This is a genomic window from Pseudomonas sp. NFIX10 (assembly GCF_900111955.1).
GTDB lineage: Bacteria > Pseudomonadota > Gammaproteobacteria > Pseudomonadales > Pseudomonadaceae > Aquipseudomonas > Aquipseudomonas fluorescens_AA.
Genome location: NZ_FOKH01000001.1, coordinates 375,096 through 397,000 on the forward strand (window position 1 = coordinate 375,096; position 21,905 = coordinate 397,000).

At 58.5% G+C, this 21,905-nt stretch carries 26 protein-coding genes and 1 pseudogene; 13 read left to right on the plus strand and 14 right to left on the minus strand.

What is annotated here, in order from left to right:
- The first annotated feature begins 256 nt into the window (after window positions 1–256).
- The gene (locus tag BM321_RS01660; protein WP_092197311.1) at window positions 257–709 is read left to right on the plus strand and encodes a MarR family winged helix-turn-helix transcriptional regulator; all 453 of its coding nucleotides are present in this window, start codon (window positions 257–259) and stop codon (window positions 707–709) included.
- Window positions 706–1,521 carry an NAD-dependent epimerase/dehydratase family protein gene (locus BM321_RS01665; RefSeq protein WP_092441317.1) on the plus strand — a complete coding sequence of 272 codons (816 nt, stop codon included), beginning with the start codon at window positions 706–708 and terminating at the stop codon, window positions 1,519–1,521. Before BM321_RS01660 ends, BM321_RS01665 begins: the two co-directional genes overlap by 4 nt.
- Before the next feature lie 409 nt (window positions 1,522–1,930).
- On the opposite strand, the gene BM321_RS01670 is transcribed toward BM321_RS01665, so the two are convergent.
- The 5 genes from BM321_RS01670 to BM321_RS01690 form a co-directional block, all read right to left on the minus strand.
- Window positions 1,931–3,025, minus strand: coding sequence for a hypothetical protein (locus BM321_RS01670; protein ID WP_256573349.1), 1,095 nt, complete (start codon window positions 3,023–3,025; stop codon window positions 1,931–1,933).
- A gap of 2 nt (window positions 3,026–3,027) precedes the next feature.
- The gene (locus BM321_RS01675; protein ID WP_092441318.1) at window positions 3,028–3,390 is read right to left on the minus strand and encodes a hypothetical protein; all 363 of its coding nucleotides are present in this window, start codon (window positions 3,388–3,390) and stop codon (window positions 3,028–3,030) included.
- 262 nt (window positions 3,391–3,652) lie between these two features.
- On the minus strand, window positions 3,653–4,375 hold the full coding sequence (locus tag BM321_RS01680) for a metallophosphoesterase (RefSeq protein WP_092441319.1): 723 nt from the start codon (window positions 4,373–4,375) through the stop codon (window positions 3,653–3,655).
- A gap of 91 nt (window positions 4,376–4,466) precedes the next feature.
- Entirely contained in the window at window positions 4,467–5,066 is a 600-nt protein-coding gene (locus tag BM321_RS01685; protein ID WP_092441320.1) for a putative adenosine monophosphate-protein transferase Fic, read from the minus strand.
- Window positions 5,066–5,236, minus strand: coding sequence for a YhfG family protein (locus BM321_RS01690; RefSeq protein WP_003199786.1), 171 nt, complete (start codon window positions 5,234–5,236; stop codon window positions 5,066–5,068). Before BM321_RS01690 ends, BM321_RS01685 begins: the two co-directional genes overlap by 1 nt.
- A 165-nt stretch (window positions 5,237–5,401) precedes the next feature.
- Here BM321_RS01690 and BM321_RS01695 point away from each other — a divergent pair, with 165 nt between their 5' ends.
- Entirely contained in the window at window positions 5,402–6,622 is a 1,221-nt protein-coding gene (locus tag BM321_RS01695) for a putative DNA modification/repair radical SAM protein (RefSeq protein WP_092441321.1), read from the plus strand.
- Window positions 6,613–7,491, plus strand: coding sequence for a TIGR03915 family putative DNA repair protein (locus BM321_RS01700; RefSeq protein WP_092441322.1), 879 nt, complete (start codon window positions 6,613–6,615; stop codon window positions 7,489–7,491). Before BM321_RS01695 ends, BM321_RS01700 begins: the two co-directional genes overlap by 10 nt.
- 15 nt (window positions 7,492–7,506) lie before the next feature.
- Here BM321_RS01700 and BM321_RS01705 read toward each other — a convergent pair whose 3' ends face one another.
- On the minus strand, window positions 7,507–7,869 hold the full coding sequence (locus BM321_RS01705; protein WP_060743052.1) for a DUF6364 family protein: 363 nt from the start codon (window positions 7,867–7,869) through the stop codon (window positions 7,507–7,509).
- Between the two features lie 4 nt (window positions 7,870–7,873).
- On the minus strand, window positions 7,874–8,152 hold the full coding sequence (locus BM321_RS01710; protein WP_072408027.1) for a BrnT family toxin: 279 nt from the start codon (window positions 8,150–8,152) through the stop codon (window positions 7,874–7,876).
- A 248-nt stretch (window positions 8,153–8,400) separates the two neighbouring features.
- Between BM321_RS01710 and BM321_RS01715 the strand changes: the two genes are divergently transcribed.
- Both BM321_RS01715 and BM321_RS30375 read left to right on the plus strand, forming a co-directional pair.
- A complete protein-coding gene (locus tag BM321_RS01715; protein ID WP_092441323.1) occupies window positions 8,401–8,643 on the plus strand; it encodes a hypothetical protein in 243 nt (80 codons plus the stop codon).
- 211 nt (window positions 8,644–8,854) lie between these two features.
- Window positions 8,855–9,091, plus strand: a complete 237-nt coding sequence (locus BM321_RS30375) for a hypothetical protein (protein ID WP_175534878.1) — start codon at window positions 8,855–8,857, stop codon at window positions 9,089–9,091.
- Window positions 9,092–9,136: 45 nt separating this feature from the next.
- On the opposite strand, the gene BM321_RS01725 is transcribed toward BM321_RS30375, so the two are convergent.
- The 3 genes and pseudogenes from BM321_RS01725 to BM321_RS01735 all read right to left on the minus strand — a co-directional run bounded on the left by BM321_RS01725 (window position 9,137) and on the right by BM321_RS01735 (window position 10,361).
- On the minus strand, window positions 9,137–9,625 hold the full coding sequence (locus BM321_RS01725; protein ID WP_092441324.1) for a hypothetical protein: 489 nt from the start codon (window positions 9,623–9,625) through the stop codon (window positions 9,137–9,139).
- A 132-nt stretch (window positions 9,626–9,757) separates the two neighbouring features.
- Window positions 9,758–10,045 carry a NadS family protein gene (gene nadS, locus BM321_RS01730; RefSeq protein ID WP_060738344.1) on the minus strand — a complete coding sequence of 96 codons (288 nt, stop codon included), beginning with the start codon at window positions 10,043–10,045 and terminating at the stop codon, window positions 9,758–9,760.
- A gap of 2 nt (window positions 10,046–10,047) precedes the next feature.
- Window positions 10,048–10,361: pseudogene (locus BM321_RS01735) on the minus strand (type II toxin-antitoxin system RelE/ParE family toxin).
- Window positions 10,362–10,488: 127 nt separating this feature from the next.
- Here BM321_RS01735 and arsN2 point away from each other — a divergent pair.
- A complete protein-coding gene (arsN2, locus tag BM321_RS01740) occupies window positions 10,489–10,920 on the plus strand; it encodes an arsenic resistance N-acetyltransferase ArsN2 (RefSeq protein WP_092326874.1) in 432 nt (143 codons plus the stop codon).
- Here the strand turns inward: arsN2 and chrA are convergent.
- Window positions 10,917–12,275: a chromate efflux transporter gene (chrA, locus tag BM321_RS01745; protein ID WP_092441325.1), complete on the minus strand. Its 1,359-nt coding sequence runs from the start codon at window positions 12,273–12,275 to the stop codon at window positions 10,917–10,919. The two genes, arsN2 and chrA, sit on opposite strands and share 4 nt — an antisense overlap.
- A 323-nt stretch (window positions 12,276–12,598) precedes the next feature.
- On the opposite strand from chrA, the gene BM321_RS01750 reads away from it, so the two are divergent.
- The 4 genes from BM321_RS01750 to BM321_RS01765 all read left to right on the plus strand — a co-directional run bounded on the left by BM321_RS01750 (window position 12,599) and on the right by BM321_RS01765 (window position 17,638).
- Complete coding sequence (locus BM321_RS01750; RefSeq protein ID WP_092441326.1) at window positions 12,599–14,170, plus strand: sensor domain-containing diguanylate cyclase; 1,572 nt, start codon at window positions 12,599–12,601, stop codon at window positions 14,168–14,170.
- A 103-nt stretch (window positions 14,171–14,273) separates the two neighbouring features.
- Window positions 14,274–15,068, plus strand: coding sequence for an exodeoxyribonuclease III (gene xth / locus BM321_RS01755; RefSeq protein ID WP_072405365.1), 795 nt, complete (start codon window positions 14,274–14,276; stop codon window positions 15,066–15,068).
- A gap of 102 nt (window positions 15,069–15,170) precedes the next feature.
- Window positions 15,171–15,995 carry an arylamine N-acetyltransferase family protein gene (locus BM321_RS01760; RefSeq protein WP_092441327.1) on the plus strand — a complete coding sequence of 275 codons (825 nt, stop codon included), beginning with the start codon at window positions 15,171–15,173 and terminating at the stop codon, window positions 15,993–15,995.
- A 125-nt stretch (window positions 15,996–16,120) separates the two neighbouring features.
- Complete coding sequence (locus BM321_RS01765) at window positions 16,121–17,638, plus strand: nucleobase:cation symporter-2 family protein (RefSeq protein WP_092326866.1); 1,518 nt, start codon at window positions 16,121–16,123, stop codon at window positions 17,636–17,638.
- Window positions 17,639–17,718: 80 nt separating this feature from the next.
- On the opposite strand, the gene BM321_RS01770 is transcribed toward BM321_RS01765, so the two are convergent.
- Entirely contained in the window at window positions 17,719–18,072 is a 354-nt protein-coding gene (locus BM321_RS01770; RefSeq protein WP_092197252.1) for a hypothetical protein, read from the minus strand.
- Between the two features lie 257 nt (window positions 18,073–18,329).
- Between BM321_RS01770 and BM321_RS01775 the strand changes: the two genes are divergently transcribed.
- Window positions 18,330–19,151 (plus strand): shikimate 5-dehydrogenase, encoded by an 822-nt coding sequence (locus BM321_RS01775; protein WP_092441328.1) that lies wholly within the window; start codon window positions 18,330–18,332, stop codon window positions 19,149–19,151.
- Window positions 19,152–19,157: 6 nt separating this feature from the next.
- Here the strand turns inward: BM321_RS01775 and BM321_RS01780 are convergent, their stop codons facing one another.
- Entirely contained in the window at window positions 19,158–19,805 is a 648-nt protein-coding gene (locus tag BM321_RS01780) for a YceH family protein (protein ID WP_092441329.1), read from the minus strand.
- A 130-nt stretch (window positions 19,806–19,935) separates the two neighbouring features.
- Here BM321_RS01780 and BM321_RS01785 point away from each other — a divergent pair, with 130 nt between their 5' ends.
- Entirely contained in the window at window positions 19,936–20,445 is a 510-nt protein-coding gene (locus BM321_RS01785; protein WP_060738333.1) for a DUF1993 domain-containing protein, read from the plus strand.
- A gap of 209 nt (window positions 20,446–20,654) precedes the next feature.
- Here the strand turns inward: BM321_RS01785 and sstT are convergent, their stop codons facing one another.
- Window positions 20,655–21,887 carry a serine/threonine transporter SstT gene (gene sstT, locus BM321_RS01790; protein WP_072405361.1) on the minus strand — a complete coding sequence of 411 codons (1,233 nt, stop codon included), beginning with the start codon at window positions 21,885–21,887 and terminating at the stop codon, window positions 20,655–20,657.
- Window positions 21,888–21,905 lie beyond the last annotated feature (18 nt).

Genomic DNA, 21,905 nt, shown 5'->3' on the forward strand with positions numbered 1-21,905 from the left:
AAAATAAGTGGGCGCGGCGACACAGGCCTCGCTCGTCGAGCTGGCGCCTATTTAGCAGTCCAATGGCCAGTAGCCTATAGGGCACGCCGAAAAACAAGTTTTGATTACGCACAGAAAGGCTACGCATGGCTTTCTACGCCAACGGCGAGTTGCCGCAGTTCGTCAGTTCAATGCCCCGAATGCCGTGAGGAGGGCTTGCAATCCGTTCGGGCCCGAACTATTGTGGTTCGGCACCGAACTATATGGGCAATGTCGAATGGACCATCTCAAACAACACGCCGCCGCAACGTGGATCAAGCGCTACTACGTCGCCAGCCGCGCCATCATGGAAGCAACGCTGCGCCCCTACGATCTAGGGTCGACACAGTGGTACATCCTTTGGCAGTTGGCAAATAACGGGCCGACCGTACAGCGCGAGTTTCTAAAAATATTGCAGGTCGAGAAGCCGTCGCTCAGTGAAATGGTAGGTGCCCTGGTGCGCAAAGGGTTCATTGAGCAGACGCCGACCGAACAGGATCAACGTCAACGGCTGCTCACCATCACGCCCAGCGGGCTCGCGTTGTGGCAACAATTGCCTGATCCCATCGACCTCGTCCTGAAGGTCTCCTTTGACAAAGTAGAAGCAACCGAGCTGGCAACGCTTGTTCGAGTGCTTGAAGGCGCAACGGCAAGACTGACACATCTTCTGACTGAAGGAGGCAAACCATGACGATTCTAGTGACCGGGGGTACGGGCCTGGTAGGAGAGCGCCTCCTCAAGAGGCTTGTGCAAGCAGGCATCGAGTGCCGTGGATTGGTTCGAGCGGGCAAGCAACTTCCCGACGGTGTGGAGCCCATCGAGGGCGACATACTTGACCCCGACTCGTTGACCGAGGCGGTACAAGGCGTATCGGCCATCGTTCATCTTGCGGCGGTTTTTCGCACCCAAGACATTGACCTCATCTGGAAGAGCAACCTTGAAGGCACACGTTGCCTCATCGCGGCGGCCAGAGCCAATGCGCCCGGCGCCCGCTTCATCATGTCGAGCACCACCAACATTTATAACCCCGACAGCCCGCGTCCTGGCCGTGAAGACGATGCTGCCGATCCACAGCACGCTTACCCGGCCAGCAAACTCGCGGCTGAACAGCTGTTACGTGAGAGCGGGCTGAACTGGTCAATCCAGCGGTTTGGGTTTGTCTACGGAGACCAGGACGGGCATCTGGAAATGCTGCCCAAATATGTTGTTCAGGGCAAATGGCACCCGGCTCAGAAAATGAGCTTGATCCATCATCGTGATATTGCCACGGCCATGCTGCTCGGATTGACTGGGGCAATGGACGGCCATGTGGTCAACATCGTCGATGAGGCACCGACGTCCTACTACGAACTCATTGAGTTGTTGGGCGAAACTATGGAGCCGTCAGCGGAGCCAGTCATCAACCCATGGCACTTGCATGTCGATGGGGCGTTGGCCCGTCGCCTTGGCTTTGTGCCGACGTTCGCCACGATCTACCAAGCTCAGCGGGAGGGGGCGCTTTAGAGCATTACTTGCACGAGTTTGAGGCGTGGTGGTCAGGATGAATGGCTGCTGCTAGCCGATTCTGTTGAATAAAGTCGATCTTGGTTTCCACGATAGAAAATTACGCGCTTCAGATTGAAATCTTTACATTAAGCAGGGGCTTCCTTGCTCAGATTTCGCGTAACCTCCGAACACCAAGCTGAACCCAGTCTACATAGCGGTGTGGATTCTGGCCCAGCGGCGCACCGATTAAGTAAGGAACCCAGTTGGAGGGCGCTAAATATTTGCTACAGGGAAGACTCAAAAAGCGCCTATAAGCAAGCATAACGGGAGGTAAAGCGGTTAAGGCACTTTTGCGAACTCTATCTGGATATCGGCGAACACGTCCCATGATTGTCATCAAAGCTTCTCGCAGAAAACCCCAGGTTGATCAATCGGCGTTAAGTACGTAGGTGGGGCCCCAAGTCGATTGCCCAGACGTTTGCCGCGCCTGCACGTTTATAGGACGATATTTCAACTGCTTGAGCACTTGGGCCAATTTCGGAAACCCGTAGTCTGCAGGGTTGTCAGCATGCAGCACTTGGTCGACTTCACCGAGCAGCTTAACCATCTTGACTTGTTCCAACTCGCACCGCATTTGGCTCTGCTGAGTTTGCCTACAACTTCCTGGCTTATAATCGATGCTTGGCGGGTCAGCAAAGAAACCATCTACCAGCACCACTTCGCCTGCTGCCACATCGAATGTTGCGAACTCCTTGGCTAAATGAGCAGAAACGGTCCTGCCTTCTACGTCCCGCTGCTTTATAGTTTCTCGCCAACCTGCGGCAGCAGTCTGTTGTTTCACATCATAAGAGTATTTGGCAGTACTTACACACTCGCCGTTTACCACGCGAACTGCCGTGCACCGTTGTTCCTCAACGGTCTCCGTTCTATAACTGGCATCCTCCCACTTCTGGCCACGATCGTATTCACGGAAGCTCTTAGGCTCGAGAGTGACGTAACCTAAGGTCGAAGGGCGAATTCCACGCTCGCCGGGCGTCTCGTAGCCAGGCGTTCTTGGCAAGTCATAGCTCACGCCGGTAATAGAGTAGTGGCCGGGTTCGACTAAATATATTTTGTATAAAGTACGACCGAAAACCACTTGAAAATAAGACCCCTGAGGCGCACCAATATCGGTGGTTTTCGTGTCATAACCCACTTTGAATGCAACAGACGGGTTACGTGTGTTTGTCCACTCGGTGACTGCCGAGCGCAACTTCAAGAACTCCATCGTTGAGTCGTTATTATTGAAGTCTATTTTCAAACTGTCTAGGCTGGCGCTGGGTATTACCAGAATCACCTTACCTGCTGTCTGCGCGGTGGCGAAGAGTTGATCTTCGATTTTACGGCGTTCGGCAGTTTCTGAGAACAGGCTCGAGTCTTGAGCCGCGCCACCTCGCTGAATAGGTTGGATTGGGACGCACCCAGACAACAAGGAAATTCCCACTGCTATAGCAGGAATTAATAGACGAGATGTTGAAGTCATATTCAGCAGCGACCAGCCGCTTTGGTCAAAGCATTACACTGTGCGGATGTCGTCTTTATATCCTCACCTTTAGCGCCATCAACCGGACCTGAGCATAGAGTGTCAGAATCGATCGCACCATAAACTGAGGTATAGTAGCAATTGTAGACACCTTTACCGCTTTGCACCCTGAATTTAACTGAATCAAGTGATGTACTACGATCCAGGATCTTCAACCCGTCCGGTGAAGTATTTAGGGCTACACCTGCTTTTTGCTGCAAGTCGCTATCATTCGCCATTGAGGATGCGATACTACCGCATCCTGCTAGGAGAGAGACCAAAGAACCAGTGAGTGCTATCTGAATGAGCTTATTGTTAATCGTCATTATGTAGGTCTCGTTATAAATTAATAAATACAGCTATATCAGCACCCACTACAATAAGCGCTGTTTCAGCACTGCCTCAAAACTAACTTTTAAACAAGGTTACCGCGGCCGGGAGCTAGCGCTAGCGAAATCTAGTCAGCGATGAAGCTACCGTCAATAGCTTATATGTACTATAGCTTCTAAGGGGCTGGGCATGGTGGGTCGGATGCAAATTGCGAAAGGGGCAAGATTTATCAGGTCCAGGGTGGCATGAATGAGAACCTCACCCGCTCATGCTGATGCTCACGACAGTTTCGAATGGGATTTCTATCAGGCTTAACGCGCCATCAGCAAATCCACAGCCCGTATCGATATAGACGACATTGCCCAGCCTCATGACCCCGGATACGGTTGAGTGCCCTACATAGAGCTGGCTTATTCCGTTGATGGAAGAGTGGTCTTGCCGCTCGATTTTTTTCCTGGCATACAGCGCTGTTTTCAGGGCTTGGCGTTGATTCGACTTTCCAGATTTTCCGCTAATAGCGTCCTTCGCTTCCTGCCAGCCATCGTTACTTTTAATGATTGGCGCTTCGGCATGTACTACTCCAACTGTTTGATCGCTTGATAGATTGATTTCAATGATCAGCGGAAGTGCTTGCAAGGCTTGCCGGAGTTCATGTTGAAGAGTCGGTTGTAACTCGTAGAGCCAGGCCCCACCATTTCGGATATGCCTAGGTATATTCCCGTGGCCGGAGACGCAATCAATGAGCATCTGCTCATGATTGCCGCGCACGGCATGGAACCACGGTTTCCCAAGCCAATTCAGTACATCCAAGGAGTCAGGGCCTCGGTCGATGAGGTCGCCCACAGAAAAGATGCGGTCTGCTTCGGTATTGAAATTTACTTTGCCCAAGGCTTTTTTCAGAAGCTTGAAATGTCCGTGAATGTCGCCCACTACAAAGTCACGACCTTTTTCGTTGGGTGGGAAGGATTTTGTCGTGAGCATTTTTAGTGCTTTAGCAGATGTTAGTTGCTGACAACTGTAGCACTTTGACGGAATGCAGCGTAAGGCGCTGAGCAGGGTGATGTCGAGGCGATCAAAGTTGAATCGTTTGCCCGATACATTTCTCGAAGACCTGCTCCATAGGCTCCATAACGCCGTTATAGGCCGCAATATTGGCGTAGATCCACTCGTCCTTCTCAATCCCCCACCAACTGATTTCAAACCCGGCGTTCATGATCAGGTGTTCAAACAGAATGCGCTGGGCACGGCCATTGCCTTCGCGGAAGGGGTGTACGACGTTGATGTCGGAATAGGTTTCTGCAACGGCGACGATCAGGTCTGCTCTGTCGAGCCCTTCGAGCCAGTTGGCCGCCGCCATGTTCATGAAGATTTTGTTGGCTTCCGCCTCCATGTACTGGGGTTGGCAAAAGCGGGTCGCTTGCTTGGACATGCCGACGGTGCGCAACTCGCCGGCCCATTCGAACAGGTCTGAAAAGAGGATTCGATGAATGTTTTGAAGGTAGGCCAGGCTGTAGGGAGGAGGGCTGAATTCGACGTTGTCCGCTGCGATGGCCGAGAGCTGTTGTTCGGCTTCGCTTAGGGTCGGTTCGTCACGGATATCGAGTTTGTTGCGAAGGACCGTGGAGCCGGGATAGCAATAAGCGTCCTCGCCGACTCCATATTTGTCAGCCATCAGGTTCTGGTCTGGGTGAAGGCCTTCAAGACCTCTTCGCGCGTTGGCATTTTGCGTTCGCCGTCCGCGAAGGTCGTTTTGAAGCCCTCCAGGCGCAGGCTAGCCGCGTAGTTGGATCTACGCGTTCTGGCGGCATAGGCCTTTTTGGTTTCAAGGCTGACATTGCCCATGGGCTGGACCTCAATCGCGTTGGTTGGCCGATTATAGCCCATCCCACTGGCATGGCCTACGTCACGGCCAGGGCGGCTCATGGCAGGTATTGAATTGACCAATGGCGCTTGCATTGCAGTGCATGTCAAAATACTGTGTTTATATCCAGTATACGAGTTCACTTCATGCAGCTTATCGCCAAGCTCGGCATTCTTGCCGATGCTGCCAAGTACGATGCTTCCTGCGCCAGCAGCGGTGCCCCCAAGCGTAGCTCCCGTGGTCGTGAGGGGCTGGGGGCCACCGATGGCATGGGCATTTGCCATAGCTATACGCCGGATGGACGCTGCGTTTCGTTGCTGAAGGTGTTGCTGACCAATTTTTGCCTGTACGACTGCCAGTATTGCGTCAACCGTCGTTCCAGCAACGTGCCGAGGGCGCGCTTCACGCCGGAGGAGGTGGTGCGGTTGACCCTGGATTTTTATCGCCGCAACTGCATCAGTGGGTTGTTTTTGAGTTCGGGCATCATTCGCTCGGCCGATTACACCATGGAGCAGTTGATTCGAGTGGCGCGGTTGTTGCGGGAGGAGCACCAGTTTCGTGGCTATATTCACCTCAAGACCATTCCCGATGCCGATCCGCTGTTGATCGAGGAAGCGGGGCGGTTGGCTGATCGCTTGAGTGTGAATATCGAGCTGTCCTCGGATATCAGCCTCAAGCGTCTGGCACCGGAAAAGCAGTTGACGACCATCCGCCAAGCCATGGACACCATCCACCAGGGGCAACAGGCGGTGGCCGGCGAGCCGCGGGCGCCTCGCTTCGCCCCGGCCGGGCAGAGCACGCAGGTGATTGTGGGGGCGGATGCCACTGATGATCACGCCATCCTGAGCAACGCCGAGTCGCTCTATCAGGGGTATGGTTTGCGACGGGTTTACTATTCAGCGTTCAGCCCGATTCCCGACAGCCCCGCCAGCGTGCCTCTGGCGGCGCCGCCGTTGCTGCGCGAGCACCGGCTGTATCAGGCCGATTTTCTCATGCGCGGTTATGGCTACAAGGCAGGCGAGCTTTTGAGCGAAACCCACAACCTGGACTTGGACATCGACCCCAAGCTGGCGTGGGCGCTGGCCAATCGCGAGGTGTTCCCGCTGGATATCAATCGCGCCGAACCCGCATTGTTGGCGCGTATTCCGGGGATTGGCCTGCGTAGCGTGCAACGCCTGGTTGCACTGCGCCGGGAGCGGCGGGTGCGTTATGACCACCTGGTGCAGTTGCGGTGCGTGTTGGAGAAGGCGCGACCGTTCATTGTCACCAGCGACTACCGGCCTGCTGACGCCCAGGTGCGCAGCGGTCTGCTGCGGGCGCGGTTGCGTGACCCCCAGCGGCCGGTGCAGATGGGGCTTTGGTCGTGATTGCCCTGGATTGCGAGGATGATTTCTCTACGTGGCGGGACCAGGCTCGAACGCTGCTCGGCCATGGTATCGACCCGAGCGATGTCACATGGGCTCAAGGCCCGATGGCCGATCTTTTGGCCATGCCGGCGCCGCTGCCCCAAGGGCCGGGCCCGTTCCGCACACGGGTTCCCGCAGCCTTGCTGACCCAACTCGAACAGGCTGGTCGCTACCAGGGCGAACAACGTTGGAATCTGCTGTATGAGGTGCTTTGGCGGGTTGCCCACGGCGACCGCACGGCCATGCTCGCGGGTGACCGCCTGGGCAGTGAGTTGCAGCGGCGGATCAAGCAGGTCCAGCGCGAGGCTCATCATCTGCATGCCTTCGTCCGCTTCATCCCCCTACCGCAGCCGTTGGCCGAGCAACTGCAGCTGGATCTGGTCGCCTTTCACCAGCCGGCCCATGACATCCTCGAAAGCGCCAGTGGCCATTTTGCCGAGCGGTTAGGGCAACAGCGCTGGCTGATCGCAACGCCTCGCGACGGTATCCGTTTCGATGGGCAGTCGTTGGATTACCAGCGACGGTGCCCCGAGCAGTGGCAGCATTGGGCGCGGCACGCTGAAGATCCCGGGGCTGAGCTGTGGCGGACCTATTACAGGCACATCTTCAACCCGGCACGGCTCAATCCCCAGGCGTTGCGTCAGCATATGCCGGGGCGATTCTGGCAGCACTTGCCGGAAGGCGAGTTGATTCCGCGCCTGGTGGGTTTGGCGCGGCGAGGGAAGCAGCGGGATGGGCAGGCGTTGGAGGTGGGGGAGAAAATGGGCAAGCGGATTATTGTGGGTGTGGGTGAAGGCACTGGGTTAAGACAGTGCCTTGCTCCTGAGTAAATCGATCCTCTCAGTTCATACCGATGCTTTGGCTTTACCGGGCCTGGATGCGTCCACCATCTTGTGCAGCTCCTCAGTCATGGCGGCTAGGCGCTTTTCCAGATCCTTCACGTCGGACCGGGTAATACCGTTTGCATAGGGTTTAACTGTTCGGGTTCGCTTTTGGGCTGCCGGTGACAGATTGTGGGCAGTTTCAGATATCAAAGCCTGACGCAGTAGATTGTTGATGAGTGTCTGATATCCAGTACCAGCACTTTCGGCGCGTTCGCGAGCGGCCTCGATCACGTCCTCATCAAGCATGATGGTTATGCGGGTTTTGCCTTTGCTGCTTGCAACCGCCCCACGCTTGGCTGTGCTGAAATCGTATTCTTCTTTCATGGGTTCAACCTCCCAGGTACTGACGTAGTTCTTTTTTGGAGGCTAGTCGTGCGCTGATAAGACGAACGAAATCTGGCTCACGGTAGGTGTATGCAACGACGAGTACACGACCGCAGGCGTCTTGCCCCATGATAATCCACCGCTTTTCATCATGATCATTATCCTCACGCTCAAGAGCCATTTCGTCATAAAACACAGCTTCGGCATCGGCCAGGCTCACCTTGTGTTTCTTCTTGTTAGCGACGTTTTTTGCTGGATCATACTGAGTTCTGAATGTTGTCATTATGCATATTCTATATGTATAAAAAAGACCCTGTGTCAGCCCTTTCGTTTGACTTGCAGCCAGGACGGGTGCGCTCAACCATACGATGAAACCTCAGCCCTTGCTTATGGCCAATCCAAGGTGGCTTTCGTCTAGCGTCACCACGAATATCTCCTGCCAAGTATCCGAATCTCGATCCCGGATTCGCTCCCTTTGCCAGCGGCATCCCAATCCGCCACTGACCTCCCATTCCCGCAGGAGTAACCGCCATGTCCCGCTACATGCCCATCACCGGTATCGAAAACAATTTCCACGCGCTCCTGATCGACGCCGCTTACCGCATCGCCGCTGTCACCCAGTTGCTGGAAAACCTCGCCATGCGTTCCGACATCAGTACGGACGCGGTGGTACTCCAGGATTTTGCCCAAGTGCTGGCGATCCCCCTGCGCGATGGGTGTGATTTGCTGGATGTGATCGGGCGGCGATTGCAGGCGCAGGTGTTGGCGTCGTAATGGAAGTGGGCGACCTCATGAGGTCGCCTGCACTGCCTGGCTCACGGTCCTGTACGGTCCGAGTTGAGGCGAATCATGCACGCCAGGAAGGGCGACCGTTGGGCGCCTGGAGTTGGTGGCATATTAATGGCTTGTTATGCTCTGGGTTTGTTATCCATCACGTTGGTTCATTGTGACGACCGAGCGAATTTCCCAATTAGAGCAAGCCCTTATGGCCGTGATCGCCGCAGCCGGGAAGATGGGCATCAGCAACGATGAATTGTGCGCACAGGCGGTGGGCGGGCTGATATCCGATCCGTACTGGAGCTGGGCGGATGTTCGATATGCGCAAGGCGCGGCTGACGAAATCGACAATGCCTTGAATAGACTTGTGGGAAGGCCGGCCCAAGAACTGACGCTGCCAGTGCCCGGAAGCGATCCAGCACTCGAATCAGCGCCGCAGATCTAGCGTGTTCTCCAATGGAAATGGGCGATCAAGGGTCGCCCATTTACGTTACAGGCCAAGGCCTTCTTCTACCAGCGAGAGCAAGGCGTCCTCGTCCAGAATGGCAGGTTCAGGGCGCTGTTGCCCTGTCGAGCGCAGGGCCTGGATATGCCAGAGCGATTCACCATGCTCACCGAGTGTGCGCACGATGCAGTGTTCCTGGCCCTTCATATGGACCTCAATGCAGCCCTCTCCCTTGGCCGAGAAGCGCGCGATCGGGTCGAATAAAAGGCGGCGATGATTGCCTTCGATCATCAGTTGGTCGATGGCGTAGTTGTACGTCGAACCGCTGGAATGACTTTCAAAGACGTGGGTGGGGTTGCGCCGGATGTCCAGGCCCGCCTCGCACACGGGCGCCAGCCAGGTTCCGATCTGGCGATACAGCTCGTAGACCTGGGCCGGCCAGTGCTCGATCGCCAGGTCGGCGCAGTTGTCGGTATCGGCGCGGGTCTGCTGGGTTTTCCTCAGTTTGGCCGCTAGCTCGTCTGCCTTGCTCATGTCGATTCCCTGTCGTGATGATAGGTTGAGCTTAGCTGATGGGCAGGGGTGTCCATTTGCGCTGGGTCATGGGAGCAAGCGCCTTCGCCACATGGAAGCATTGCCTGAGCGTTCTGTTCATTTCGGCAATGCTTAAACGGCTAAGGCGCTGATCACGTGTTTCGGATCATTATGAATCGCCCGCAGCAGCGCTTTGGCGGGGCCGGTAGGCTCGCGTCGTCCTTGCTCCCAGTTGCGAAGCGTGCCCAGTTGGACATCGATCAGTGCTGCGAATTTGGCTTGGGTCAGGCCGGTAGCCTTGCGTATCGCCTTAACTTGCAACGCATCGACGATGAATTCCCGTGACGGCTGGCGTTCGCCTCGGACGATTTCATCCATCTGTTGTACGCTTTCCATCAGCTCATCGAAAAATTTGCTCATGGTTATCTCCAGTGCTCGACAATCAATTTCAACGCTTTTCGTTGATCGACAGTCAAGTCTTGCTGTTCATTTTTCGGATATATCATCAGTAACGCGATCCGCGAAGCATGGACGAAGTGGTAGTAGATCACCCTGGCTCCCCCCCGTTTGCCATGGCCTTTGGCTGCGATACGAATCTTTCGGATCCCCCGGTGGCTTCCATAACCTCACCAGCGGAAGGGTTGCAGACCAGTATTTTCTGTAGGACAGCGAAATCATCGTCATCCATCAGTTCTTTGACCTGACGGGTAAAAATTGGAGTTTCAATAAAAATCATTGCTAATGTACGCCAGTGGCTTACTTTCGAGCAATCCTATTGAACCCCGCTCTCCGATGCACCCCGTGGGTTGTAACCAAATTCGGGGTGCCCGATGATCAAGGCAAGACATAGACGAGCACCCACCATGCACATGACAGCTCTAAGCAATAACGACCTGGGACCCTTGCGCGATGCGCTCACCCAGGCCGGGCTACCCGTGGACGACCTGTCATATTCCGGTCGACAGTTCTTCAGCTTCAACCACCAGGGTGTCGACGTGGGATTTGTGGGCATCGAGGGGGAGGGGGCCGAGCGGTTGCTGCGCTCGTTGGTTGTCCTTGAGGGACAGCGGGGACGGGGGGCTGGGGTGGCGGTACTGGCCGCTGTCGAAGCGTTTGCGAGACGCGAGGGGGTGGAGCGGCTCCACCTGTTGACCGACAGCGCCACCGCGTTTTTTACCGGCCAGGGCTATCTGCCGGAGGATCGCTCGCTGGCGCCCGCTTCGATCAGCGCGACGGCCCAGTTCAAGACCTTGTGCCCGGCCTCGGCGACGTACCTGATCAAGCGCCTCGTCTAGCGCAGCAAATGCACCGCCAGCCCGGCCAGCCCGCACGCCAGTAACACCTGGATCACCCCGCGCTTGTAGCGAAACAGCGCAACCGCCGCCGCAATCGCGATGATCGCTGACGGCCAGTCCAGGGCACCTGCAAAACCGTTGGGCCAGAGCACGTGGTAACCGAAGAAGCAGGCCAGGTTGAGGATTACCCCGACCACCGCCGCGGTAATCGCCGTCAGCGGTGCGGTGAATTTCAATGCGTTGTGGGTCGATTCCACCAGCGGGCCGCCGGCCAGGATGAACAGGAACGAGGGTAGGAACGTGAACCAGGTCACCAGCGTGGCCGCGACGGCGCCAGCGAGGAAGGCCTGTTCAGGGCCGAACACCTGCATCACGTAACCTCCGACGAAACCGACGAAGGCCACGACCATGATCAGCGGCCCGGGGGTGGTTTCGCCCAGGGCCAGGCCGTCGATCATTTGGGTCGGCGTCAGCCAGCCGAAGTGCCCGACGGCGCCCTGGTACACGTAGGGCAAGACCGCATAGGCACCGCCGAAGGTCAGCAGCGCGGCCTTGGTGAAGAACCAGGCCATTTGCGTCAATGTGCCGCCCCAGCCGAATACGGCGGTCAGCAGGCCCATGGGCACCATCCACAACAGGGCACCGACGACCACGAGGCGGGTCAACCTGGCGGCGCTGAACCGGGCGTGGTCCGGGGTCGGCGTGTCGTCGTCGATCAAGGCGGGGCCGAAGGATTTGTGTTGGGCATCGTGACCACCCAGGCTGAATTTTTCCGGTGCCCAGCGACCGCCGAAATAACCGATGGCAGCCGCTCCCAGCACGATCAAAGGGAAGGGGAGATCAAGGGCAAAGATCGCGGTGAACGATGCGGCCGCGATTGCCCACAGCCAATTGTTCTTGAGTGCGCGGGAGCCGATCCGGTGGGCGGCATGCACCACGATGGCCGTCACGGCCGGTTTGATGCCATAGAAAATACCCGCCACCACCGGCACTTCGCCAAAGGCGATGTACAGCCACGACAACGCGATGAGAATGAACAGCGAAGGCAATACGAATAATGCGCCGGCGATCACTCCACCCCAGCTTCGGTGCATCAACCAGCCCAGGTACGTCGCCAATTGTTGGGCCTCAGGTCCCGGCAACAACATGCAGTAATTGAGGGCGTGCAGGAAGCGCCGCTCGGAAATCCAGCGCCGCCGCTCCACCAATTCCTGATGCATGATCGAGATCTGCCCCGCTGGGCCGCCGAAACTGATGAAACCCAGTTTGAGCCAGAACCAGAACGCCTCGCGCAGACTGACGGCGCCGGGGCGGGTCAGGGCCTGTTCATCATCGCTTCGGGTCGGTTGGCTCATGGTCGACGGGGCACCTGGAAGTCAAAGGCGACCATACGTTATGGGGCGTCACGCAATTTAGATAGCCCCAGGAAGGTTTGCTTGTAAAAAAACAGTCTTTCAACGCTGTCGAACGTGCGGGTGTGCATGCCCTCGCCACGGAGATTTATTCGTTCTGAAGCGGACATTCTTACTGGCTCAGGGGCGGGGTTTTGGATCCACTCCAGCCACCCATCGGCTCCGCTGCACGGGCAAATTGCCGCCTCACAAGCGGTAAGCTAAGCTCACGAATATTGGGGGTTATGCGCGAATTCGCACATGCTTTGCCCTCTTCAGGAATTCGCTTGCCAATCTCCATCTACGATCCTTTTCATATCCCTGCCGGTGCCCTGAAACGCCTGCCGCTGCTCAAGGCTGCGGTTATGTTTATCGCTGCGGTGTGCCTGTGCCTGTGTGGTTTGCTTTACCTGCAGTTGGAGCAATCGCGCAGCCACGACGTGGCGTCGGCCCGCATCGCCTCGGCCACCCTTACCCGGGCCATGGCCCAGCAGGCCCAAGACACCTTCATCCAGGCCGATCTGGTCCTGGCCAGTCTGGCGGATTGGATCCAGGTCGACGGTTTGGGTCCTGCGGTTCAGCCACGCTTGCAGCAAACCTTTGCCCGCCGCGTGCAATCGCTTGAACAGCTGCATGGCCTGTTCCTGTTCGACAAGCACGGCCACTGGATCACTACCTCCTTCGACGACCTGCACAGGGGCGCAGGAGTGGCGGATCGAGACTATTTCGTTTTCCACCAGCAGAACGCCTCCCTGATCGCCCATATCGGTCCGGCGATCCGCAGTCGGCAAAACGGTGAGTGGATCATCCCGGTTTCCCGGCGTTTGAATGACCGAGACGGCAACTTCCAGGGCGTGTTGCTGGCCGGCATCAAAATGTCCTACTTCGATCGGTTCTTCAAAAGCTTCAGCCTGGATGAGCAAGGCGAGATGGCCCTGGCTTTGTCTGACGGGACGCTGTTGGCCCGGCGCCCTTTCGATGAGGCGCGGATCGGCCGCCCGTTGGCCGAGGAAGAGATCTACAACCATACCGCGACCGACGGAATGTCTGGCGATGCGATCATCCGTTCGGCCATCGATGGTGTCGTCAGGCTGTATGGGCATCAACATTTACAGGCTTATCCGTTGGTGGTCACCGCCGCGGTGTCCGAAGAATCGATCCTGGCGGGCTGGCATGAGCGGGCGTTCCAATCCAGCCTTATCGTGGGCCTGGTGGTCCTGGGCATTTGCTTGTTCGGCTGGGTCTTCGTGCGCCAGGTACGTAACAGCGAAAAGATCGAAGCGGACTTGCGCAAGGCGCAGGAGGCGTTGGAACTGATTGCCACCCATGACAGCCTCACCGGGCTGGCGAACCGGCGTCTGTTCGAACGGGCCCTGGACATCGAGTTCGGCCGGGGCGCTCGTCAGCGCAGCCCCTTGAGCCTGATCATGCTCGACATCGATTTTTTCAAACGCTACAACGACGCCTATGGGCATGTGGCCGGGGATCACTGCCTGGCGGAAGTGGCCAAGGTGCTCAAGAGTTGCTGCCATCGCAAGGCCGATCTGGCGGTACGGTATGGCGGCGAAGAATTTGCGGTACTGCTGCCCGACACCAACCTTTCGGGGGCCATGGCGTTGGCCGAGCAGATCCGCCGCAACGTCATCGACAAGCACATCACCCATTCCGGCTCCCCGACCGGCTTCCTCACGGTGAGCCTGGGCTGCCATGCCTTTGTGCCCAGCAGCCTGGACAGCATCGAAGTCTTCATCCAGCGCGCCGATGCGGCGCTTTACCAGGCCAAGCACAGTGGCCGCAACCGGGTGGCGGTGTTATCGACAGAAAGCGGGCTCGATACGCTGGCGCGCTCGGATCGTTGAGATCGATTGGAACATCGGCCATGGGGCTGACGAAGCCTCGTTGCAACCACCGCGCCGGGTTGACGGTCACAGCCAGTAACGTGACATTTTGAGTGCTGGGTCTATGAAAAACCTGCGGATCGCGACGTTCAATATCAATGGCATCCGGGCACGGCTGCCCAACCTGCTGGAATGGCTGGAGCGGGAAAAACCCGACATTGTCTGCTTGCAGGAGCTCAAGGCAGTGGACAAGGATTTCCCGGCGGCGGAGTTGGAATCGGTGGGGTACGGGGCAATCTGGCACGGGCAGGCGTCCTGGAACGGTGTCGCGATCCTGGCCCGTGACGCGCAGCCGTTGGAGAGCCGCCGAGGCCTGCCCGGCGGGGATGACGACAGCCACAGTCGCTATCTGGAGGCGGCGGTGCACGGCGTGCTGGTGGGGTGCCTCTACCTGCCCAACGGCAATCCGCAACCAGGTCCCAAGTTCGACTACAAGTTGGCCTGGTTCGAACGGCTGATCGAATACGCCCAGGGGCTGCAGGCCAGTGACCATCCCGTGGTGCTCGCCGGTGACTACAATGTGGTGCCCACCGACATGGACATCTACAACCCGCGTTCCTGGCTCAAGGATGCGCTGTTGCAGCCCGAAAGCCGCGAGTGTTACCAGCGATTGCTGGACCAGGGCTGGACCGATTCGCTGCGTCACCTGTATCCGGACGAACGCCTCTACACCTTCTGGGATTATTTCCGTCAGCACTGGCAAAAGAACTCCGGGCTGCGCATCGATCATCTGCTGCTCAATCCGGTCGCCAGCGCTTACCTGAGCGAGGGCGGCGTGGACGCCTGGGTCCGGAACCAGCCCCACCCCAGCGACCATGCGCCTACCTGGATCCGGCTGGCTTCGCGTAAACGGCGCTGACAGGGCCGATTGTTGTCTCTATGAGAGGAATGCCTTATACCTGCGCCCATGAGCCGTGCGCTTGTTGTGAGCGCTGGCCGACCCCGGGAAAAGGACACCCTCATGAGCCATCCCCAACTGAGCGATACGACCCGTTATTTGCGGCGCCTGGGTTTCGACGCACCACCGGCGCCGACGCTCGATACCTTGCGCCAGCTGCAATGGCGCCATACCGCTGAATTCCCCTTTGAAACCCTGTCGACGTTGCTGCGTCAGCCCGTGCCCATCGACCTTGAATCGGTCGAGCGCAAGGTTTTTGAAGATGGGCGTGGTGGCTATTGCTATGAACTCAACCAGCTATTCCTGGCGCTGTTGCAGACATTGGGTTTCGATGCCCGTGGCATCACTGGGCGCGTGGTGATGAATGCGCCGGAGGACGCCTGGCCTGCCCGGACCCATCGGCTGAGCCTGGTGACGATCGACGGTGTGCGCTATATCACCGACGTCGGTTTTGGCGGCATGGTGCCCACCGCGCCGCTGCTGCTGGACAGCCGCGAGACCCAGCTCACGCCCCATGAACCGTACCGCATCGAGACCCCTGCGGACGGCTATCTGTTGCGCGCCAACGTTGCCGGCGAATGGCGGTCGATGTACCTGTTCGACCTGCAACGCCAGGAAGACATCGACTACACCGTCGGCAATTGGTACGTCTGCAGCCATCCGGAGTCGCCGTTCATGGGCCGGTTGATGGTGGCCCGCACCGGTGACAGATTGCGCAAGACCCTGAACGGCAACAGCTACGCCGTGCACCGCATAGGGCAGGAGAGCGAGCGGCGGGTGATCATCGATGCCGATGAGTTGATCGATCTGCTGGAACAAGAGTTCAGCCTGCGCGTGCCGCCACGGGAGCTGTTGCGGCCCGCGCTTGTGGGGTTGCTTCAAGGATAAAAAAAGCGGTTGGCCGCAGGTCTGTTCCAGATGTGCATGCTGTAAGTTGTATACAACTCTATGGACATTTGTCCTGAGTTTTGAATACAGTGTGCCCATAACAAAAAACAGGGAATCCCCGAACCATGAAAACGCCCCATGTTTCACTCCCACGGCCCGAGGACGAAAATCTCGGCGTCGGCGCGAATATGGCTTACGGCCTGCAACATGTGTTGACCATGTACGGTGGCATTGTCGCCGTACCGTTGATCATCGGCCAGGCGGCCGGGCTTTCGCCGGCGGACATCGGCCTGTTGATTGCTGCATCATTGTTCGCAGGGGGCTTGGCCACGTTGCTGCAAACCCTCGGCCTGCCGTTTTTCGGCTGCCAGTTGCCTTTGGTGCAGGGCGTATCGTTTTCGGGTGTCGCGACCATGGTGGCGATTGTCGGCAGCGCAGGGGAAGGGGGCTTTCAAGCCATCCTCGGCGCGGTGATCGCAGCGTCGCTGATCGGTCTGCTGATCACCCCGGTGTTTTCACGCATCACCCGGTTCTTTCCGCCACTGGTCACTGGCATTGTGATCACCACCATCGGCCTGACCCTGATGCCGGTGGCGGCGCGTTGGGCGATGGGCGGCAACAGCCACGCCGCCGATTTTGGCAGCATGGCGAACATTGGCCTGGCCGCGGTGACCTTGGTACTGGTGCTGCTGTTGAGCAAAATGGGCAGCGCGACCATCTCCCGGTTGTCGATTCTGTTGGCGATGGTCATGGGGACGGTCATCGCGGTGTTCCTCGGCATGGCGGACTTTTCATCGGTCAGCCAAGGCCCGATGTTCGGCTTCCCGACACCGTTCCATTTCGGCATGCCGACGTTTCATATCGCCGCGATCCTGTCGATGTGCATTGTGATCATGGTGACCCTGGTGGAAACCTCCGCCGACATCCTGGCGGTGGGCGAGATCATCGACACCAAAGTCGACTCCAGGCGCCTGGGTAACGGTTTGCGGGCTGACATGCTGTCGAGCATGATCGCGCCGATCTTCGGTTCCTTCACCCAGAGTGCCTTTGCCCAGAACGTCGGGCTGGTGGCCGTGACGGGAATCAAGAGTCGTTTCGTGGTGGCGACCGGTGGGGTGTTCCTGGTGGTGCTCGGCCTGTTGCCGTTCATGGGCCGGGTGATCGCCGCAGTGCCGACCTCGGTGCTGGGCGGTGCCGGTATCGTGCTGTTCGGCACGGTGGCTGCCAGCGGCATCCGCACGCTGTCGAAAGTCGATTACCGCAACAACGTCAACCTGATCATCGTCGCCACCTCCATCGGCTTCGGCATGATTCCTATTGCCGCGCCGAATTTCTACGACCATTTCCCGAGCTGGTTCGCGACCATCTTTCATTCGGGCATCAGTTCTTCGGCAATCATGGCGATCGTGCTGAACCTGGCGTTCAATCACTTCACCACGGGCAATTCCGACCAGCAGTCAGTCTTCGCCGCCGGCACCGAGCGGGTGCTGCGCTACCAGGATCTGGCGGCGCTGCGCGAAGGCGACTATTTCAGTGACGGCAAGCTGCATGATTGTGATGGCAACGAGATTCCGGTGGTGGAACCTGTCCACGAGCCAGCGGAGCATGGGCCGATCCGGTTGAAAAGCAGCGAGCACGTCTGACCAATACCGGTTTATCCAGCAGACATGAAAAAGCCTGTGATCAATGATCACAGGCTTTTTTTGTGCCGCCCGGGAGCCGCTTACCAGCGGCCGTAATGACCCCGGGGTGGACCATAGTAGTAGCCCCGTGGTGGCCCGTAATACACCGGCGCCGGGCGATAGTAGATAGGCTGTTCTACATACACCGGCTGCGGCTGGTAGTAGACCGGTGGTGGTGGCTGCACATAGACCGGCTGCGGTTGGTAGTAGACCGGTTGTTGCTGCACATACACCGGCCGATCACGGTTGATGATGGCTGAGCCAACGATGGCCGAACCGACGATGGCACCAAAAACGGCGGGCCCCTCCCAACCACCACGACCGTGGGCGGATGCCTGGCCGGTGACCGCGAGTGCCCCCATGAGCAGGGCGATGATGGGAAGTCTACGATTCATGGCTGTTCCTCGTTTCGGCCCCGGCGCCTGTGGTCTGCAACAGACCCGATGAGTGTCGCGGGGATACTTGCTATGACAGCGATTTTCTCAGGATTTGCGACGCGGTTGGGTAAATATTGTGTAAGGTCTGCAGCGCTTTTCTTTACCGCGCCGCGTCATCCAGCGGCCTGAGATCGGGCCGGGCCTGGCGGTATCATCGAATAAACCTTTGGCGACGGTGTTTCCGTCTGTCCGAAAGTGAATGCAAGGAGACACGCATGCAGATCAATCCCAACAAAGACACCCAGCTGTGCATGTCGCTCTCGGGGCGTCCCGGAAACTTCGGCCTGCGCTTTCATAATCATTTGTATGAACAATTGGGGCTGAATTTCTACTACAAGGCATTCAGCAGCCAGGACCTGCCTGGGGCGGTGGGCGGTATCCGCGCGCTGGGCATCCGCGGCTGCGGCGTGTCGATGCCGTTCAAGGAAGCCTGCATCGCCCTGGTGGACGAGTTGGATCCTTCCGCCGCCGCGATCCAGTCGATCAACACGATCGTCAACACCAACGGCCATCTGAAGGCTTACAACACGGACTACATTGCCATCGCCCAATTGCTGCAAAGCCATGCGGTGCCCCAGGATTCGACCTTTGCCCTGCGCGGCAGCGGTGGTATGGCCAAGGCTGTGGCCAGTGCCTTGCGCGATGGGGGCTACAGGAACGGGCTGATCGTTGCCCGCAATGAAGCCTCCGGGCGAGCCCTGGCCGAGTCCCTGGGGTATGAATGGCAAGCGGAACTGGGCGCCCGGCAGCCGCAGATGCTGATCAATGTCACGCCGATCGGCATGACCGGCGGCCCGGAAGCCGATCAGCTGGCGTTTGAACCCGAGACCATCGCCGCGGCCGAGACCGTGTTCGATGTGGTGGCGATCCCGTCGGAAACGCCGCTGATCGTACGCGCCCGGGCCGAGGGCAAACGGGTCATCACCGGGTTGGAAGTCATTGCGATCCAGGCCCTGGAGCAGTTCGTGCTGTACACCGGTGTGCGGCCCAATCTGGAGCAATTCGAAAAAGCCGTGGCCTTCGCCCGGTCGGCGTAAGCGCTGCTATTCCAGCCGCGCCAGGCGTTCTTCCAGTGCCGCGATCCGCGCTTCGAGCTCCTCGATGCGTTCCAGCGAGACACCGCCGCCGACGCCACGCTCCACCGGGTGCTGGCGGGCGGCGAGAATCGCTTCGATGTCCGCCGGATCGCCCATGGCGTGCACATAGCGATCTTCGCGCTGGCCGGCCTGGCGTGGCACCAGCAACGCCACGCCGCGGGCGATCAGACGTTCGAGCTGATGCACCACTTGTTCGGCGTCTTCGAAGTCGTGCATCCGTCCGCTGCGGGTCAACAGCTCATTGACCGTTTGCGGGCCACGCAGGAACAGCAGGCCCATCAGGACCACTTGCGCCGGTACCAGCTCCAGGGCTTTGTCTACCCGATGCTCCCAGCGGTCGGCGCGGCTGCCCATCACCAGCTTGGTGAAACCGCGGCCTTCTAGCGCCCGCAGGCTCTGGCCGACCTGGCCCGGGTTGAGGTTCATCACCGGTTCGCGGCTGGTTTTCTGGTTGCAGGCCAATACCAGGGCGTTGAGGGTCAGCGGGTAGGTCTCGGGGTTGGTGGCCTGTTTCTCGACCAGCGCGCCGAGGATGCGGATTTCCGTGCTATTGAGCCGTGGTTCTTCAGCCTGCTGTTGTTCTTCAATGCTCATCGCGCGTTCCCTATGCTGTGGAAGCCGCCTAGCCTAATCCTTGCGCAATAAAAGACAAGCCGTGCAACAAGGCGTGGCTATAATCGCAGCCGTTTGATTCATTCTTCCCTGTCACCTGCATGAGATTGCCATGACTATTTCCCTGTACGCCGCTTCCGTCCCGGTTTTCAAGCAGATGCTCAACGCGTTGAGCGATGTTCTGAACAAGGCCGAAGCCCACGCCACCGCGAAGAACATCGACCCGAACGCTTTCCTGCAAGCCCGCCTGTACCCGGACATGTTCCCGCTGGTGCGCCAAGTGCAGATCGCGGTGGATTTCGCCAAGGGTGTGTCCGCCCGCCTGGCCGAGGTCGAGGTGCCGAAGTATGAGGACAGCGAGACCACTTTCGCCGAGCTGCAAGCCCTGATCGCCAAGGTCTTGGCCTTTATCGACGGCATCAGCCCTGCACAGATCGATGGCAAGGAAGGCATCGAAATCGTTACCCGCCCGGGGACGCCGAAAGAGAAGCGCTTCAGCGGCCAGAATTATCTGCTGACCTACGGCCTGCCGCAGTTCTTCTTCCACGTCACCACCACTTATGCCTTGCTGCGCCACAATGGCGTGGAAGTGGGCAAGCGCGACTACATGGGCGCGTTCTAACCCCGCAGGCATGAAAAAGCCCGGGACGGTGTGGGCCGTTCCCGGGCTTTTTTGTGGCTGTCTGTTACATCCTCGGCGGGTTTGCCGCCGCTATCGCGAGCAAGCTCGCTCCTACAAAGGATTGGTGGCGTGGCGGCTATTGTGTGAGCGCCGCTGCCCCTGTCGGAGCGAGCCTGCTCGCGATGACGAGCCCATAGCCACGGCAATTGTCACGCCGTACGCGCGAGCTTCTCTTCCTCGCCCAGGCACGCCGCTGCCGTGAACAGCACATCCGTCGACGAGTTCAACGCCGTCTCCGCCGAGTCCTGCAGGACACCGATGATGAAGCCCACCGCGACCACTTGCATGGCGATTTCACTGGGAATGCCAAACAGGCTGCACGCCAGGGGAATCAGCAACAGCGAACCGCCGGCCACCCCGGATGCACCGCACGCGCAAATGGCGGCGACAACGCTCAGCAGCACGGCCGTTGGCAGATCCACCGCAATACCCAGGGTGTGAACGGCCGCCAGGGTCAGCACGGTGATGGTGATGGCGGCGCCGGCCATGTTGATGGTCGCGCCCAGGGGGATCGATACCGAATAGGTGTCTTCGTGCAGGCCCAGGCGTTTGCTCAGTTCCAGGTTCACCGGAATATTCGCCGCCGAGCTGCGCGTGAAAAACGCCGTGATGCCACTTTCGCGCAGGCATGTGAACACCAGTGGGTAAGGGTTGCGACGCAGTTTCCAGAACACGATGAGTGGGTTGACCACCAACGCCACGAACAGCATGCAACCGATCAGCACGGTGAGCAGTTGCAAGTAGCCGAGCAGGGCGCCGAAGCCGGACGTGGCCAGGGTCGAGGCCACCAGCCCGAAGATCCCCAGCGGGGCGAAGCGGATGACCAGACGCACGATCACGGTCACGCCGTTGGACAGGTCTTCGAGCACGGTCCGCGTGGTCTGGCCCGCATGGCGAATGGCAATGCCCATGCCGATGGCCCAGGCCAGGATGCCGATGAAGTTACCGTCCATCAGCGCCCGAACCGGGTTATCCACCACGCTCAGCAACAGGCTTTGCAGCACCTCGCTGATGCCACCGGGCGCTGTGACCGCGACGTCTTGGGTCGACAGCACCAGGCTGGACGGAAACAGCGTACTGGCAACCACCGCGACCACCGCTGCGGCGAAGGTGCCCAGCAGGTAGAGGAACAGGATGGGACGGATATGGGTTTCCTGGCCGTGTTTGTGGTTGGCGATCGACGCCATGACCAGCACGAATACCAGGATCGGCGCCACGGCCTTGAGCGCGGACACGAAGACCTTGCCGATGAATGCGGTGGATTTCGCCAGGTCGGGCGCCAGCCATGCCAGGACAATACCGGCGATCAGGCCAATGATGATTTGCGCCACCAGACTGGTGCGTTTGAGGCGTTGCAAAGGGGTAACGGACGAAGCTGTCATAGCGGCATCTCTGATTTT